General features: G+C 69.3%; 10 protein-coding genes and 2 pseudogenes. 9 read left to right on the forward strand and 3 right to left on the reverse strand.

Going from position 1 to position 16528, the window contains the following annotated elements; all coding sequences use genetic code 11:
* Positions 1-1044, reverse strand: coding sequence for an IS30 family transposase (locus tag EL245_RS11155; protein WP_164719463.1), 1044 nt, complete (start codon positions 1042-1044; stop codon positions 1-3).
* 277 nt (positions 1045-1321) lie between these two features.
* Here EL245_RS11155 and EL245_RS11160 point away from each other — a divergent pair.
* The 5 genes and pseudogenes from EL245_RS11160 to EL245_RS11180 all read left to right on the forward strand — a co-directional run.
* Positions 1322-2272: pseudogene (locus EL245_RS11160) on the forward strand (ABC transporter ATP-binding protein); the annotation flags it as partial.
* Between the two features lie 341 nt (positions 2273-2613).
* Entirely contained in the window at positions 2614-3585 is a 972-nt protein-coding gene (locus EL245_RS11165; protein WP_232009745.1) for an ABC transporter permease, read from the forward strand.
* Position 3586: 1 nt separating this feature from the next.
* Positions 3587-4522 carry an ABC transporter permease gene (locus EL245_RS11170; RefSeq protein WP_126383185.1) on the forward strand — a complete coding sequence of 312 codons (936 nt, stop codon included), beginning with the start codon at positions 3587-3589 and terminating at the stop codon, positions 4520-4522.
* On the forward strand, positions 4519-6636 hold the full coding sequence (locus EL245_RS11175; RefSeq protein WP_126383186.1) for a dipeptide ABC transporter ATP-binding protein: 2118 nt from the start codon (positions 4519-4521) through the stop codon (positions 6634-6636). Before EL245_RS11170 ends, EL245_RS11175 begins: the two co-directional genes overlap by 4 nt.
* A 93-nt stretch (positions 6637-6729) precedes the next feature.
* Positions 6730-7140: a twin-arginine translocation signal domain-containing protein gene (locus EL245_RS11180; protein WP_126383187.1), complete on the forward strand. Its 411-nt coding sequence runs from the start codon at positions 6730-6732 to the stop codon at positions 7138-7140.
* Between the two features lie 7 nt (positions 7141-7147).
* On the opposite strand, the gene EL245_RS11185 is transcribed toward EL245_RS11180, so the two are convergent.
* Positions 7148-7777, reverse strand: coding sequence for an HARBI1 family protein (locus EL245_RS11185; RefSeq protein ID WP_126383188.1), 630 nt, complete (start codon positions 7775-7777; stop codon positions 7148-7150).
* Between the two features lie 62 nt (positions 7778-7839).
* Between EL245_RS11185 and EL245_RS11190 the strand changes: the two genes are divergently transcribed.
* Positions 7840-9186 carry an IS256 family transposase gene (locus EL245_RS11190; RefSeq protein ID WP_164719441.1) on the forward strand — a complete coding sequence of 449 codons (1347 nt, stop codon included), beginning with the start codon at positions 7840-7842 and terminating at the stop codon, positions 9184-9186.
* Between the two features lie 39 nt (positions 9187-9225).
* Here the strand turns inward: EL245_RS11190 and EL245_RS13275 are convergent.
* Positions 9226-9375: pseudogene (locus EL245_RS13275) on the reverse strand (IS5/IS1182 family transposase); the annotation flags it as partial.
* 132 nt (positions 9376-9507) lie between these two features.
* Here EL245_RS13275 and EL245_RS11195 point away from each other — a divergent pair.
* From EL245_RS11195 to EL245_RS11205, 3 genes are all read left to right on the forward strand, one after another.
* Positions 9508-10788: an ABC transporter family substrate-binding protein gene (locus EL245_RS11195; protein WP_161512714.1), complete on the forward strand. Its 1281-nt coding sequence runs from the start codon at positions 9508-9510 to the stop codon at positions 10786-10788.
* A 328-nt stretch (positions 10789-11116) separates the two neighbouring features.
* Positions 11117-13039, forward strand: a complete 1923-nt coding sequence (typA, locus tag EL245_RS11200; RefSeq protein WP_126383190.1) for a translational GTPase TypA — start codon at positions 11117-11119, stop codon at positions 13037-13039.
* Positions 13040-13069: 30 nt separating this feature from the next.
* A complete protein-coding gene (locus EL245_RS11205) occupies positions 13070-16357 on the forward strand; it encodes a VanW family protein (RefSeq protein WP_232009747.1) in 3288 nt (1095 codons plus the stop codon).
* Positions 16358-16528 lie beyond the last annotated feature (171 nt).

Raw genomic sequence — 16528 nt, forward strand, 5'->3', positions numbered from 1 at the left:
TCAGGTGGTGAGTGCAATGGTGGTGTCGTGTTCTGTTTTCTGCAGGAGCCTGTTGAAGGCTTCTGCGGGTGTGGCCCAGTCTAGGGTCTGGCGGGGGCGGGTGTTGAGGAGGTGCTGGGCCTGTTCGAAGGCGTGGAGGGGGTAGGTCGACAGGTCGGTGCCTTTGGGGAAGAACTCGCGGATCAGGCCGTTGGTGTTCTCGTTGGTTCCTCGTTGCCAGGGGCTGTGGGGGTCGCAGAAGTACACCTCGAGGTTGGTGGCGGTCCTGAAGCGGGCGACCTGGGCCATCTCGCCGCCCTGGTCCCAGGTCAGGGACCGGGCCATGGAGCGGGGCAGGCCCTTGATCATGGTCTCCAGCACCGTGGCCACGGTGGTGGCGGTGTGGTCGGTCAGCAGCGGGGCGATCAGGACCAGGCGGGTGGTGCGTTCGACCAGGGTGATCATCGCGGTGCGGTTGCCCGCGCCCATGACCAGGTCGCCCTCCCAGTGGCCTGGCACGGCCCGGTCGGCGACCTGGGCCGGGCGGGTGCTGATACGCGCGTCGGCCAGCCAGGGCCTGGAGGCCAGGGGCCCGGCCAGGGCCGAGCGTGGCACGCGCCGACTCCGCCCGGTGCGCAGCCTGTAGTGACGGCCCAGCTCGGCGCGCAGCGTCCCTCGGCCCTGGACGTACAGGGACTGGTAGATCGTCTCGTGGCTCACACGAAGATCATCGCGCTCGGGGTGGTCCGCAGCCAGACGGCGGCTGATCTGCTGGGGCGACCACCGCTGTCTCAGGCCCTGGACCACCAGGGCCCGCAGCTGGTCGTTGGAGTCCAGCACACGCGCCTTGGGCCGTGCCCTGGCGGCCCGGGCCTGGGCGTGGCGGGCCTGGGGGTCGTAGGCCTGCCGGCCCCCGCCGGCAGCGACCTCGCGGCTGACCGTGGAGACAGCCACCCCCAGGAACCGGGCGATCGAGGCCAGGGAATCACCCCTGGCCAGGCCCGCAGCGATCGCGCCGCGCCCCTGAGCCCCCAGACGCCTGCCGTGCCCGGTACCCCGGACCATCACCTCGAACCCGTCCCCCGACCCGCCCCGACCACGCCCAGCAGGCCTGGTCGTCCCGACCATCCCGCCCTCCCTGGCCCCGTGCCGCATCCTCATACCCCACAGCCTGCACCAGTCCGACACCGTGGACTGAGGCACCGAGAAACAAGCCCCCGCCTCGCGAGCCAACCAACCCGACTCGATCAGCTCCCGCACACCATCGCGAACCACACCAGGCCACACCCCACGCACCACAACCAGCCCCTCTCCCAAGCACCACCCATTGCACTCACCCCCTGAAACCACCCAGGACCCCCGCCACCCCTACACCCAGCGCCTCGTCAAGGCCGCCCCGTCCTTGGCCAGCCGCAGGATCGAGTCGGCTCACGCCGCCGGGGTCGAGACGGCGGCCGACGAGCTCGTCTCCCACGACGTCGACGCCGACGCCGAGCAGGTCGTGCGCGTCGAGAACCTCACGAAGGTCTTCGAGGTGCGCGGGGCCAAGGGGGACGCCAAGACCCTCACTGCGGTCGACGACGTCAGCTTCGGGGTGCGCCGGGGCACGACGACGGCCCTGGTCGGTGAGTCCGGCTCGGGCAAGTCGACGGTGGCCAACATGGTCCTCAAGCTGCTCGAGCCGACCTCGGGCACGGTCTTCCACCGCGGGGTGGACCTGTCGACCCTGAGCGGCGACAAGCTCTTCGCCCTGCGGCGCACGATGCAGCCGGTCTTCCAGAACCCCTACGGCTCTCTGGACCCGATGTACTCCATCTTCAGGGTCATCGAGGAGCCCCTGCGCGTGCACCAGGTCGGGGACCGCGCCGCCCGGGAGGCCCGGGTCGCCGAGCTGCTCGACATGGTGGCCCTGCCCCGCTCGGTCATGCGCCGCTACCCGGGGGAGCTGTCCGGAGGGCAGCGCCAGCGCGTGGCCATCGCCCGTGCGCTGGCGCTCAAGCCGGAGGTCATCGTGCTCGACGAGGCCGTCTCCGCCCTCGACGTGCTCGTCCAGGCCCAGATCCTCAGGCTCCTGGCCGAGCTCCAGGACGAGCTGAGCCTGACCTACCTGTTCATCACCCACGACCTCGCGGTGGTCCGCCAGATCGCCGACGACGTCGTCGTCATGGAGCACGGCAGGATCGTCGAGGCCGGGCCGTGCGAGGAGATCTTCGCCAACCCGCAGGAGAGCTACACCCGCGAGCTCATCGACGCCGTCCCCGGCGCCAGCATCGAGCTGTACTCAGTGCCCTGAGCCGCTGCACCCCTGTTTCGCCTCGGCCGGTGCCGCCTGGAGGCTGAGGACCTCATGCACAGAGGATTCCTCAGTCTCCAGGAGCCGCCCGGATGACGGTTGTGTCACAAGCCCCGGACTGCGCTGGCTATCATGATCTCGGTGAACGGGTTTCGGCGGCGTCCGTGCGGTGCCCCCTCCTGACGCACCACATCCGACGGTGGTGACCGCCGTCCCGCGCCGACCTGAGGAGTCGAGATGATGGTGTCTGCTGTGATGAGCGGGGAGGCGACGCCGTCCTCGGGCCGGCTCCCCGCACCGAGCCCACTGCGATGGAGCGGGGGAGGGCTGTGATCAGGTACATGGCGCGTCGGGCCCTGGGGTGGCTCGGCATGATCTTCCTGGCCACCAACCTCACCTACTTCCTGGCCAGCTTCTACCTCAACCCTCGCTCGAACTACGTTGCGCGGCGCCCCAAGCTCCCTGAGTCCCAGATCGACCAGATGCTGGCCCAGTACAACCTCAACGACAAGGACCCGATCCTCGAGCGCTGGTGGACCTGGCTGACCGGTGTCCTCACCCGGTGGGACTGGGGGAGCTCTCCCACCGGTGGTTCGGTCAACGACGAGATCGCCTTCCGTGTGTGGGTGAGTGCCGAGCTCGTCCTGGGAGCGTCGATCCTCATGACCCTCCTGGGGGTTGGACTTGGCGTCTACACGGCCTCCCGCCAGTACAGGCGTGCCGACCGGGTGTGGCAGGGAATCTCGATCATCGCGATGAACATCCACATCGTCGTCGCCGCGATGATCGTCGTCATGGCCGGAATCTGGTTCAACCAGAGGATGGGCTCGACCGTCCTGTTCGTCACGGGAGCGCAGTCCGTTGGCGTCGAGGGAATCGGCCCCAGGCTTCTGGACGCGGCCAGGCACCTTGTCCTGCCGACGATTGCGCTGGTCATGACTGGCTACGCAGGGACGCACTTTATGCAGCGCTCGCTCCTGCTCGACAACATCAACGCCGACTACGTGCGCACCGCTCGGGCCAAGGGCCTGACTCGCAGCCAGGCAATCCGCAAGCACGCCCTGAGGACCTCGATCATCCCCGTGGCTACGTCAGTGGCCTTCACGATCCCGACGCTGTTCACCGGTGCGGTCATGACCGAGACGATCTTCGGCTGGGAGGGCATGGGCCGCTACTTCGTGGAGACGATCTCCAAGAACGACATCAACGGCGCGGTGGCAGTTGCTGCGTTCGGAGCGGCCATGACGGCCCTCGGGGCGATCCTGGCAGACATGGTCGTCGTCGCCCTGGACCCGAGAGTGCGGGTGAGCTGAGATGAGCACGGTACCAACGCCCCTAGCCGTGGCAGTGCCACGGCCCGAGCCCAGTGCGGCGACTCCGGAGGCAGGACCTCGACGCATCTCCCGCGGGAGTCTGTACTGGCGTCGTTTCCGGCGCAACCGGATGGCGATGGTCGGGCTGGTGATTCTCGCCCTGCTCGTCCTCTTCGCGCTCCTGGGCGGGCTGTTTGCCCAGCACCACTATCAGGACACCGACTTCCTGGCCCTCGACTCGCCTCCTAGCGCGGAGCACTGGTTCGGGACCAATGGCGGGGGCAACGACCTCTACGCGCAGGTTGTCCACGGCCTGCGCATCTCCCTGGTCATCGCGATCACGGTCTCGGCGGCGACGACCTTCATCTCGGCCTTCGTCGGCTCCGTCGCCGCTTACCTCGGAGGCAGGGCCGAGCGTGCCATCCTCGCGCTTATCCACTTCCTCCTCATCGTCCCGAGCTTCCTGCTCGTCGCGCTCATCGTGGCCAGCCAGGGCGGGGACTGGAAGGTGCTCATCGTTGTCCTCATCCTGTTCGGATGGATGTACTACGCACGGATCATCTGGTCGTTGGCGATGTCGATCCGCGAGCGCGAGTACGTCATGGCGGCCCGCTATATGGGAGTGGGGGGCGTGACCATCGTCCTGCGACACATCATCCCGAATATCGGTTCGCTCCTCGTCGTCAACCTCACCCTGGGCGTCGTCTCGACCGTCATGGGCGAGACGGGCCTGTCCTTCCTCGGGCTGGGGGTCAAGCCGCCCAACGTGTCGCTGGGCACGCTCCTGGGATCGGGGGTCAACCAGGTGACTGCTTCGCCGTGGTTGTTCTACTTCCCCGCCGGGGCGCTGACCCTGCTGACGGTGTCCATGGCCTTCATATCCGACGGTCTGCGCGACGCGCTCGACCCCAGCTCCGCCGCGGGAGGCCACGCATGACCCAGCAACTGAGCACACCGACGAGCGCGCCGGTCCTGGCCGTCCGGGACCTGGCGGTCGCCTTCCCCTCCGAGACCGGACGGGTCGACGCCGTGCGCGGTCTGTCCTTCGACCTCATGCCCGGGCGAACGCTGGGGATCGTCGGGGAGTCTGGATCGGGCAAGTCCGTGTCGTCCATGGCGATCATGGGGCTGCTGCCGGAGTCGGCGAAGGTGACAGGATCCGTCCGTCTGGCCGGCAAGGAGATCCTGGGGCTGAGTGACCGGGAGATGTCAGCGCATCGGGGCGTGGACATCGGTATGGTCTTCCAGGACCCGCTGTCGGCCCTCACCCCGGTGTTCACCGTCGGAGACCAGATCGTCGAGGCCCTCCGGGTGCACCAGGACATCGACCGTGCGCGGGCCTGGGAGCGCGCCGTCGAGCTGCTCGACCTCGTGGGGATTCCCAACCCCAGGCGGCGGGCCAAGGCCTTCCCGCACGAGTTCTCCGGCGGTATGAGGCAGCGCGTCGTCATCGCCCTTGCGATCGCGAACGACCCGCGGATCATCATCGCCGACGAGCCGACCACCGCCCTCGACGTGACGATCCAGGCCCAGATACTCGAGGTGCTCAAGACGGCGCAGCGTGAGACGGACGCGGCGGTCATCCTCATTACCCATGACATGGGCGTGGTCGCCAACGCGGCGGATGACGTCGTCGTCATGTACGCGGGCAGGCCGGTCGAGCAGGCGAGCGTGCACGAGCTCTTCGGCGCGCCACGCATGCCCTACACGATCGGGCTGCTCGCGGCGGTGCCGCGGCCCGATCGCAAGAAGGACGCGCCTCTCGTGCCGATCGAGGGCAACCCTCCGGTGCTCATCGACCTGCCTCCCGGGTGCCCGTTCCGGCCCCGGTGCCCGGTGGCGGTCGAGCAGTGCGGCGTGCAGGAGCCCGACCTGGTCCAGGTCTCAGCAGGCACTGAGGGCGACGGTGTGCACGCGGCCGCCTGCGTGCGCGCCCGGGAGATCGACGACGGGCTGATCGACGGCGAGCCGCTGTTTGCGCCACCGCCTCCTCCCGAGGACATCATGGAGGGTGTGGCGCGCTCCGAGCGCGACGTCGTCCTGCGCGCCGAGGGCCTGTCCAAGCAGTTCCCCCTCATGAAGGGCACGGTGCTCAAGAGGAGGGTCGGGACGGTCTACGCCGTCAGTGACGTCTCCTTCGAGCTGAGGCGGGGAGAGACCCTGTCGATCGTCGGGGAGTCGGGGTCGGGTAAGACGACGACCCTCCTCGAGATCATGGACCTGGGGGCCTCGAGCACGAGCGGCGTGCTCGAGCTCGGGGGCAGGGACGTCACGGCCATGTCCCGCACCGAGCGCAGACGCGCACGCCGGGGCATCCAGATGGTCTTCCAGGACCCGATGGGGGCGCTCGACCCGCGTCTGACGATCTACGACATCATCGCCGAGCCACTGCGGGCCTTCGGCTACGACGGTGACCTCGAGGCACGCGTCGATGAGCTCATGCGCCTCGTCGGTCTGGACCCCACCCAGGCGGTGCGCTTTCCCGGCAACTTCTCTGGAGGCCAGCGCCAGCGCATCGGCCTGGCCCGGGCTCTGGCCTCCAAGCCCGACGTCATCGTCCTTGACGAGCCGGTCTCCGCCCTGGACGTGTCGATCCAGGCGGGCATGATCAACCTCCTCGACGAGCTGCGTGCCAGGCTCGGCGTCTCCTATGTCTTCGTCGCACACGACCTGTCGGTCGTGCGACACATCTCGACCCACGTGGCGGTCATGTACCTGGGCAGATTCGTGGAGTCCGGGCAGGTGGGGGAGGTCTTCGACAACCCCGCCCACCCCTACACCCGCGCTCTCCTGTCGGCGATCCCGGTGCCCGATCCCGTCGTCGAGCGCGCCAGGGAGCACATCGTCCTCGAAGGCGACCTTCCCAGCCCGACCGAGGAGGTCGTCGGCTGCGCCTTCGCCCAGCGCTGCCCCGTCCTGCGCACGCTCGACGAGCCCGACCGACGGCGCTGCCGCGAGGAGCGCCCCCGCGCCCGCGTGCTCCGCCCCGGCCACGAGGTCGCCTGCCACTGGGCGGAGCGCAGCCTTCCAGAGCCCCGCTCCCGGCAGTGACCGGACCCGTCCGGCGATGGGCCCCTCAGGTTCCGACCAAACCACGACCAGCACCCGATCCCACACCCGACACATCGAAGGACCGTGATACCCATGAAGAGACGGACATTCATCCTCGGAACATCGACCCTGGGCGCGGCCGCGGTGCTCGCCGCCTGCAGCTCCGGCTCCTCCGGGGACTCGGCGACGACGACGACCGAGGTTCCCGCGGCGGACTACGAGGCGGCGACCTACGACGAGATCAAGAACGGGGGCACCTACAACGTGGCCCTCCAGGAGCTGGGGGAGCAGCAGAACCCCTTCCACGGCAACGCCTCCGGTTACGCCACGGACGTGTGGTACTGGTACAACCCCCAGTTCGCGCTCTACAGCCCGGAGGGAGAGTGGAGCTTCAACCCCGACTACTTCACGGACGTGACCGCCGAGGAGGTCGACTCCAACACGGTCGTGACCTACACGATCCGGGATGAGGCGACGTGGAACGACGGTACGGCCATCGACTGAGCCTTTCTCACCGGGGTTGTTTGTTGAGGCTGATGATGACGAGGGCTGTGGCGGTGATGTGGGTGATGGTGTGCGGGTCGAGGGTGACGTGTTGGAGGGCCTTGAAGTGCTTGAGCATGGCATTGGCCCTCTCGGCAGGCGAGCGCAGACTGGCGTGCAGATGGTTGTAGGTGGCGTCGTCGGGGCAGGGTCTGGCGCCCTTGACGGGTGTGAGCACGCCGATGCCGGCGCCGATGTAGCCCTTGTCGGCCAGGGTGGGCATGCCCTGGGAGGCGGCCTTGTACAGGGCGGGCAGCGCGTGGGCGCGCGCAGCGGTCAGGTCGTGGGTCGAGCCCGGCTCGACCGGCGAGACCCACACCGGGAATCCGGTGTGGTCGGTGATGACCTGGACGTTGCCCCCGAAGGCCTTGTGCTTGCCCGAGTACCACGAGTGGTTGCCCCGTTCGGTGCGGGCTGCGACCCTGTCGGTGCGGATCAGGGTGCCATCCAGGCACACGAAAGGCTCACCCTTGTGGCGCAGCTGGGTGATGACCTCGATCAGGTCAGGGGCCTGGGAGGAGATGACCTGGAGGGCCTCATGCAGGTACCTGTAGGCGGTGGCGATCGAGATGCCGGCGTCTCGGGCCAGGGTGCGCATGCTGGTGGCCTCGTTGAGCCGGGCGTGTTCAATGGTCTGTGTAAGCCCTCTTTGAAGGACTGATGACTGTGACTGATGAGAAGACTGGTCCTGCTGGTGGGCGGGGCGTGGTTGAGGATCTTGTTGCCTCGGGTGGCTTGGACGGGTTGTTCGAGCGGATCGACTCGGGTGAGGTGGGGTTGACGGGCGCCGACGGGCTGCTGCCGGCCCTGCTCAAGGAGGCCCTGGAGCGGGGTCTGCAGGCTGAGCTGACGGAGCATCTTGGCTACGACAAGGGCGAGCAGGCGCCGGTGGCTCGTGGCAACGCCCGCAACGGCACCACGGTCAAGACGATCAGCTCTGAGGTCGGCTCGTTCGAGATCGAGGTCCCCCGCGACAGGGCCGGCAGCTTCACGCCGCGGCTGGTCAGGAAGGGGCAGCGGCGGATGGACGGTCTGGACTCGATGATCATCAGCCTGTACGCCGGTGGTATGACGGTGCGCGAGATCCGCCACCACCTGGAGTCCACGCTCGGTGTGGAGCTGTCGGTGGGGACGATCAGCAGGATCACGGACGCCGTGGCCGAGGCGGTCCTGGACTGGCAGCGCCGCCCGCTGGAGGAGTTCTACCCGGTGGTCTACCTCGACGCGATCCGCGTCAAGGTCCGCGTCGACCACAGGGTCACCACCCGCTCGGCCCACATCGCCGTGGGTGTGGACATGGACGGGATCAAGCACGTCCTGGGTATCTGGGTCCAGGCCGAGGAGGGCGCCTCGTTCTGGGCGCACGTGTGCGCCGAGCTGGCCAACAGGGGCGTCAAGGACGTGCTGATCGTGTGCTGTGACGGGCTGACCGGCCTGCCCGAGGCGATCGAGGCGACCTGGCCCGACTCCATGGTCCAGACCTGCGTGGTGCACCTGATCCGTGCCTCCATGAGGTTCGTGGCCTACCAGGACCGTAAGAAGGTCGCCGCTGCTCTCAAGCAGGTCTACGCCGCCCCCAGTGAGGAGGCCGCCCTGGAGGCCCTGGCGGCCTTCAGCAGCTCTCCCCTGGGGGACAAGTACCCCGAGACGGTGGCGACCTGGGACAGGGCGTGGGAGCGTTTCACCCCGTTCCTGGCGTTCCCGCCGATGCTGCGCCGGGTCATCTACACGACCAACAGCATCGAGTCGCTCAACTACCAGCTACGCAAGATCTCCAAGAACCGGGGCCACTTCCCCAGCGACGAGGCCGCTGTCAAGCTGCTGTGGCTGGCGATCTGCAACATCGAGGACAAGCGGGCACGAGAACGCGACAAGGACAGGAACCTGCCCGCGGACAAGCGCAAGGCCAAGCCACGCGTGGTCGAGGGCCGGATCACCACCAACTGGAAACAAGCCCTCGCCCAGCTCGCCACCGCCTACCCCGACCGAATCAACCCCCACCTCTGAACAACCCGCTTACACAAAAAACTTGACAGGCCCGTTGAGCCAGCGCAGCACCATCACAGCCTGCACCCAGGGCGTCGCCGCCCTCTGATGAGGCCGAATGTCGTGCCAGCGGCGGTGAGCCGCCAGCCAGGCCGACACGGTTCGGGCGGTAGCGGATGGCACGTCAAGGGTGGCACGATAGGACAGCATGCGGGGACCTCGCATTCAGGGGTGCTTCTTTGGTCAGAACCCATCCTGGATGCGCTCCCCGCGTGCACCCCCACACGACACGCACCCTCCCCCAGCATCCCAACGATCAGGCCGGGTGCACGCCCCACCCCGGTGAGAAAACCTCACTGGACCGCATTCGAGACGACCTGGAAGGCCAACAACGGTCAGGACACCGCCTACAAGCCCTCGTCGACCGACGGCTACGAGCGCATCCCCTCAGTGAGCCAGGGGGCCACGCCCAAGCAGGCGGTCGTCACCTTCAACGGCGCCTTCGCATGGTGGCAGGGCCTGTTCAACCTCATGCTCCACCCCGCGGTGTCCTCGGCCGAGCTGTTCGACTCCGCCTACCTCAACCAGCTGCGTCCCGAGTACGGAGCTGGCCCCTACAAGGTCTCCTCGGTCGACTTCCAGCAGGGATCGGTCGTCTTCGTCCCCAACGAGGCCTGGTGGGGCGACCCCGGCAAGCTCGAGTCGGTCACCTGCCGCGTCATGGAGGCCCAGGCGTCTCTCAACGCCTTCCTCAACGGGGAGGTCGACGTCGCCGCCGTCGTCACGAAGGACAGCTACACGAAGGTCAAGGCGATGGACGGCGTGACGATCCGCACCGGGCGCCTGCCCTTCACGATCCTCTACATGCTCAACTCCGAGTCCGATGGCCTCGACGACGCCCGGGTCCGTGAGGCGATCTTCCGCTCGATCGACCGGACCACGTGGTCCAAGGTGCGATACCAGGGAATCGACTACTCCGAGACGCCCCCGGGCTCGTTCCTCCTGTTTCCCTTCCAGGAGGGCTACGAGGACAACTTCTCCAAGGCCTGCGGTTATGACCCCGAGAAGGCCGCCGCTCTGCTCGAGGAGGCCGGCTGGGCGAAGAACTCCTCGGGCATCTACGAGAAGGACGGCACGACGCTCTCCCTGCGCCTGCCGCTGCTTGGCGACGACGAGACGATGAAGGCCGTGACGACCGCCCTGCAGTCGATGCTCAAGGACAACGGAATCGAGGTGACGATCCAAGCGAGGGCCACATCGGAGTTCTCGAGCGTCTACACGAACAAGGACTTCGACATCTTCGCCATGTCCTTCGCCGCCTCCGACCCCTTCGGGGTGGCGTACTTCAAGCAGATCTACGGCTCGGACTCGACCCTCAACCTCTCGGGGACCGGTACCCCGGAGCTGGACGAGAAGATCGCCGCGCTGCAGGACATCGCCGACGAGACCGAGCAGATCAAGGCCGCCAACGAGCTGGAGGTCGAGGCCCTCAAGCTCTTCGGCATCATCCCGATGGCCAACGGACCGTCGAAGGTCGCCGTCAAGGACGGTCTCGTCAACGTTGGAGCCGTCGGCTTCGGGCGCTACGGCATCGCCAAGCAGCTCATCGGCTGGAAGGCCTGAACGCGTCCCGCCCATCTCTCCACCGGATACCGGCCCGGTGCCCAGGAGTCGTCGTCCCCTGGGCGCCGGGCCGCGTGCGTCCGTCGGCCCCGTCGTCGGCGCAGGGAGGACGGATGCCCTCGGTCGGGGCGTGACCCCAGGGCGAGCGGCCGATATCTGCCACCTATGGGCGTGATGGGGCGCACATCACCCGTGTCGTTCCGGCCATGGCGGCTGTGGGCGTGCTGCGAATAACCTTGGGCTCGCTGTGCGCCCCGCGCCGGCGGGTCTCCAGGCCCTCCGGCCCGCCCACCCCTGGGGCGCCCCTTGGACGGAGGAAGAACCCCTTATGCCTGTGCGCCAGGACCTGCGCAACGTCGCGATCGTCGCCCACGTCGACCACGGGAAGACGACGCTCGTCGACGCCATGCTCTGGGAGGCCGGCGCCTTCGGGAGCCGTGCCACCCAGGAGAACACTGCCGAGCGCGTCATGGACTCCGGTGAGCTGGAACGGGAGAAGGGCATCACGATCCTGGCCAAGAACACCGCCGTCCACTACGCGGGCCCCGCGGCCCAGGAGGCGGGACTGACCGACGGGGTGACCATCAACGTCGTCGACACCCCCGGTCACGCCGACTTCGGTGGAGAGGTCGAGCGCGGCCTGTCGATGGTGGACGGCGTCGTCCTGCTCGTCGACGCCTCCGAGGGCCCGCTGCCCCAGACCCGGTTCGTCCTGCGCAAGGCCCTGGCGGCCAACCTCCCCGTCATCCTCGTGGTCAACAAGGTCGACCGCCCCGACTCGCGCCTGAGCGAGGTCGTCTCGGAGGCGACCGACCTCCTCCTGTCCCTGGCCTCGGACCTGGCCGACGAGAACCCCGACATCGACCTCGACGCCGTCCTCGACGTCCCTGTGGTCTACGCCTCGGCCAAGGCGCGGCGCGCCGACACCGTCCAGCCCCCTGACGGCCAGATGCCGGCCAGCGCCGACCTCGAGCCGCTGTTCCGCACGATCATCGAGCGGATCCCGGGCCCCTCCTACGAGGAGGGGGCCCCGTTGCAGGCCCACGTCACCAACCTCGACGCCTCGCCCTTCCTGGGACGCCTGGCGCTGCTGCGCATCCGGGCCGGCGTCCTGCGCAAGGGGCAGACCGTGGCCTGGGCGCGCCACGACGGGACCCTCAGCCAGGTCAAGGTCTCCGAGCTGCTCGTCACCGAGGGGCTGGACCGCAAGCCTGCCGAGGAGGCCCGGGCCGGTGACATCGTCGCGGTGGCCGGCATCGAGGACATCACGATCGGCGAGTCCCTCGTCGACCCCGACGATCCGCGGCCCCTGCCGCTCATCACCGTCGACGACCCCGCGATCTCCATGACGATCGGGATCAACACCTCTCCGATGGCGGGCAGGACGAGGGGGGCGAGGGTGACCGCCCGCCAGGTCAAGGACCGGCTCGACCGCGAGCTCGTCGGCAACGTCTCCCTGCGAGTGCTGCCCACAGAGCGCCCCGACGCCTGGGAGGTCCAGGGGCGTGGGGAGCTGGCCCTGGCGATCCTCGTCGAGCAGATGCGTCGCGAGGGCTTCGAGCTGACCGTCGGCAAGCCGCAGGTGGTCACCCGCACCATCGACGGCGTACGTCACGAGCCTGTCGAGCGCATGACCATCGACGTCCCTGAGGAGCACCTCGGGGCCGTCACCCAGCTCATGGCGGCCCGCAAGGGCCGCATGGAGACGATGACGAACCACGGGACCGGGTGGATCCGCATGGAGTTCCTCGTCCCCGCCCGGGGGCTCATCGGCTTCCGCACCCAGTTCCTCACCGAGACCCGGGGGACGGGTATCGCCTCGTCCATCGCCGAGGGCTACGAGCCGTGGGCCGGGTCGATCGTGTCCCGCACGACCGGCTCCCTCGTGTCGGACCGTGCCGGGAGCGTGACCGCCTACGCCCTCATCCGTCTGCAGGACCGGGGCACCTTCTTCGTCGAGCCGACCCAGGAGACCTACGAGGGCCAGGTCGTGGGGGAGAACCCGCGCAACGAGGACATGGACGTCAACGTCGTGCGCGAGAAGCAGCAGACGAACATGCGTTCCTCGACCGCGGACTCCTTCGAGGGCCTCGTCCCCCCGCGTCGCCTCACCCTCGAGGAGGCCCTCGAGTTCGCCTCCGAGGACGAGTGCGTCGAGGTGACGCCCGACGCGGTGCGCATCCGCAAGACGATCCTGGACTCCCAAGAACGCTTCCGCGCCAACGCCCGCCGGCGGCGCTCCGAGGCCTGAGACCGAAAGACGATCATGAGTGGAGAGGTTGTGAACGAGCACGAGGACCGTCTCGACGACGAGGACGTGGCTCAGAGCGAGGACGACAGGGCGGATGCCGAGGAAGCGCCCGCTGAGGAGGCGGACGGGCCTGAGGAGGCGCTCGCGCAGCTCGACAGCGACACCGTGCGCCTGAGCCAGGGGGACCTCGCGCCGACGGCCTCCGAGCCGGAGGCGGGGAGCGCTGCCGAGGCCCTCGAGCCCGAGGCGGAGCCTGAGCAGGCCGGTGAGCCGGAGGTCGAGGCTGAGACCGTGGCCGAGCCTGAGTCTGACGACGAGCCTGAGGCTGAGTCCGAGGTGGACGACGAGCCCGAGGCGGTGGCCGACGTGGAGCTGGCCGGTGAGCCGGAGACTGAGGAAGCCGGTGAGCCGGAGGTGGAGGCTGAGACCGTGGCTGTGTCTGAGTCTGACGACGAGCCTGAGGCTGAGTCCGAGGTGGACGACGAGCCCGAGCCCGAGGCGGTGGCCGACGTGGAGCTGGCCGGTGAGCCGGAGACCGAGTCTGAGGCCGAGGTGGACGACGAGGCTGAGGCTGAGCCCGAGTCGGTGGACGACGTGGAGCCGGCCGGTGAGCTGGAGGTCGAGCCTGAGGCCGAGGTGGACGACGACGCGGAGGCTGAGCCCGAGCCGGATGACGAGGCTGAGCCCGAGCCGGATGACGAGGCTGAGCCCGAGTTGGACGACGCGGAGCAGGTCGGTGAGCCGGAGGCCGAGGAAGCCGGTGAGGTGGAGGCTGCGGTCGGTGCCGAGCCCGTCATCGTGCTGCCGGCCGCGATCCCTCCCGCCTCCCGGGTCCGTCCTGACCCGGAGCCCGAGCCGGAGCCCGAGCCCGCTGCCGAAGCGGAGCCTGAGGCGGTGGACGACGCTGAGCAGGCCGGTGAGCCGGAGGCCGAGGTGGCCGACGAGCCCGAGCCCGAGGCGGATGCCGAGACTGAGGCCGAGTCGGTGGCCGACGCTGAGCAGGCCGGTGAGGTGGAGGCTGCGGTCGGTGCCGAGCCCGTCATCGTGCTGCCGGCCGCGATCCCTCCTGCCTCCCGGGTCCGTCCTGACCCCGAGCCCGTGCCGGAGCCGGAGCCCGAGCCGGAGCCCGTTCCCGTTGCTGACACACAGGCGCAGGAGACCGCCGGGAGGGCGCAGGAGAGCGAGCAGGAGACCGATGAGGCCCCCGGCGTCGCACCAGGCGCCCCGACCGGGCTCCTGGGAGCCGAGCCCGAGGCATCTGTGTCCCCCGAGGCCCCTGCGACCGTGAAGGCCGCGACGCCTGAGAAGACCGCGAAGGCCACCCGTGCCGCGGCCGCCACCGGCATCCTCCACCGCATGAGGCGCATGCCTCGCGGACGGCTTGCCGCGGTCGCCGCTGCCGGGCTCCTCGTCCTCGTGTGGGGCGGCGCCGCCTGGGCCACCACCCTGAGCACCTCGGCGGGCGCGACCGTCTCGGGCGTCGACGTCGGTGGAATGAGCGCCCAGGAGGCGCAGGCCGCCGTCGAGACCGCCATGACAGCGAGCCTGTCCCAGCCGGTCACCGTGACGGTGACCGACTCCTCCGACCAGCTCGTCCCCGCCGAGTCCGGTGTGGCCGTCGACGCCGCCGCCAGCGTCAAGCAGCTGACCGGCTTCACCCTCAACCCCGTCACGATCGTCCAGCGCCTCACCGGTCCCGAGGTCGAGGCGGTCACCGTCGTCGACGACAAGGCCCTGACCGCCGCGCTCAACGACCGCCTGCCCACGCTGTCGGACGGCACCGTCGACGCGACGGTCACCCTGGACGGAACCACCCCCGTCGTCACCCAGGCCACCGCCGGAACCGGTCTTGACGTCGAGGCCTCCGTGAGCGCGCTGACCCAGGACTGGCCCCTGGGGGAGTCCAGCATCGCGCTCCAGGAAGGCGTCGCCGTCCCGGCCATCACCGACGAGGACGCCTCGACCTTCGTCGAGGGCACGCTCACCCCGCTGCTCTCCGGCGACCTGACCATCACCGCCACCGGAACCTCCGTGGAGTCCAAGGCCGCCACCAAGGACCTCGTGCTCACGCCCGAGCAGGTCGCCGCCGTCCTGACCATCAGCGCCGAGGGCGGGGACCTGAGCGCCGTCCTGGACAGCGAGGCCCTCCACGCCGCCGTCGTGGGGGCCATGGGCGAGATCGAGGTCCCCGCCCAGGACGCCACGTGGACGATCGACGGCACGGCCGCCGGCGCCGCCACCGCCACCCCCCAGTACGTCGCGCCCTCCTCCGGTGAGGGCGTGGACATGGCCGCGCTGACCGCCTCCCTCATCGAGGCGGGCCGCACCGGCACGACCACCTCCCAGCGCACGGTGCCCCTGCCCATCACCGTCCTCGAGCCGACCAACACGACGCCGCAGGACCAGTGGGGCATCACCGAGGTCGTCGGCGAGTACTCCACCCCCTTCACCTCCGAGTACGCCCGCGACCAGAACCTCACGCGTGGGGCCGAGCTCATGAACGGGCAGGTCGTCATGCCCGGCGAGACCTTCTCCGTCAACGACGCGCTCGGCGAGGTCGACGCCGAGCACGGCTTCGTCGCGGCGGGCGTCATCTCCAACGGCGAGCACGTCGACGCCATGGGCGGAGGACTGTCCCAGATCGGGACGACGATGTTCAACGCTGGCTTCGAGGCCGGCATGGACGACGTCGAGCACCACCCGCACTCCTACTGGTTCGAGCGCTACCCGGCGGGGCGCGAGGCGACGATCTGGACGGGGGAGAAGGACGTGAAGTTCGCCAACTCCACCCCCTACCCCGTCCTCATCCAGGCCTGGGTCGCCGACGGCCGCGTCCACGCCCGGATCTGGTCGACCCACTACTACGACGTGACGATCACCAGCGGTGAGCCCTACAACTACCGGCCCGTCCAGACGGTGACCAGGACCGCCGGCCCGAACTGCACCCCCTACGGGGGAGGCTCGGCGGGCTTCGACATCGTCGTGACGCGCACGCGCACCGCGCCGGACAAGACCGTCCCCGACGACGTCCTCGAGACCAGCTACAGCGCCGACAACGTCGTCCTGTGCGTGTCGACCGCCTCGGCCCCCTCGGACACGAGCACGTCCTCCGGCACGGCGGCGGCTCCTGAGCCCGCCACGCAGGAGCAGACGACCACCACCCAGGAGCAGACGACGACCTCCCAGGTCCCGGAGGCGGCGGCCTCCGACCAGTCCGGCTCGAGCCCGGCCGAGCCGGCCCCCTCCGAGCCGGCGGCGCCGACCCTGGAGACGATCACCGGCGCGAGGGCCGAGGCCGCCGCCTCAGCGGACAACTGACCGCGACGTCGCCTGGCGGCACCGCCACACGTCACTGACCGACGTCGCGCCGGTCCGACCGGCCGGGGCCGGCGTGCCCAGAACCACCACCGGCCCGGCTTGGGCCGCGCGGGGACAGGGACGATACTTGCCGTGTGACCGGCACCCGCCGGCACGGTCATCTCTATCAGG

It is taken from the genome of Actinomyces howellii (assembly GCF_900637165.1).
Lineage (GTDB): Bacteria > Actinomycetota > Actinomycetes > Actinomycetales > Actinomycetaceae > Actinomyces > Actinomyces howellii.

Bases quoted from the DNA above. Each gene is read 5' to 3' on its own strand.
- EL245_RS11155 (WP_164719463.1), bottom strand. From the start codon at position 1,044: ATGGTCCGGGGTACCGGGCACGGCAGGCGTCTGGGGGCTCAGGGGCGC.
- EL245_RS11165 (WP_232009745.1), top strand. From the start codon at position 2,614: ATGGCGCGTCGGGCCCTGGGGTGGCTCGGCATGATCTTCCTGGCCACC.
- EL245_RS11170 (WP_126383185.1), top strand. From the start codon at position 3,587: ATGAGCACGGTACCAACGCCCCTAGCCGTGGCAGTGCCACGGCCCGAG.
- EL245_RS11175 (WP_126383186.1), top strand. From the start codon at position 4,519: ATGACCCAGCAACTGAGCACACCGACGAGCGCGCCGGTCCTGGCCGTC.
- EL245_RS11180 (WP_126383187.1), top strand. From the start codon at position 6,730: ATGAAGAGACGGACATTCATCCTCGGAACATCGACCCTGGGCGCGGCC.
- EL245_RS11185 (WP_126383188.1), bottom strand. From the start codon at position 7,777: ATGCGCACCCTGGCCCGAGACGCCGGCATCTCGATCGCCACCGCCTAC.
- EL245_RS11190 (WP_164719441.1), top strand. From the start codon at position 7,840: ATGACTGTGACTGATGAGAAGACTGGTCCTGCTGGTGGGCGGGGCGTG.
- typA (WP_126383190.1), top strand. From the start codon at position 11,117: ATGCCTGTGCGCCAGGACCTGCGCAACGTCGCGATCGTCGCCCACGTC.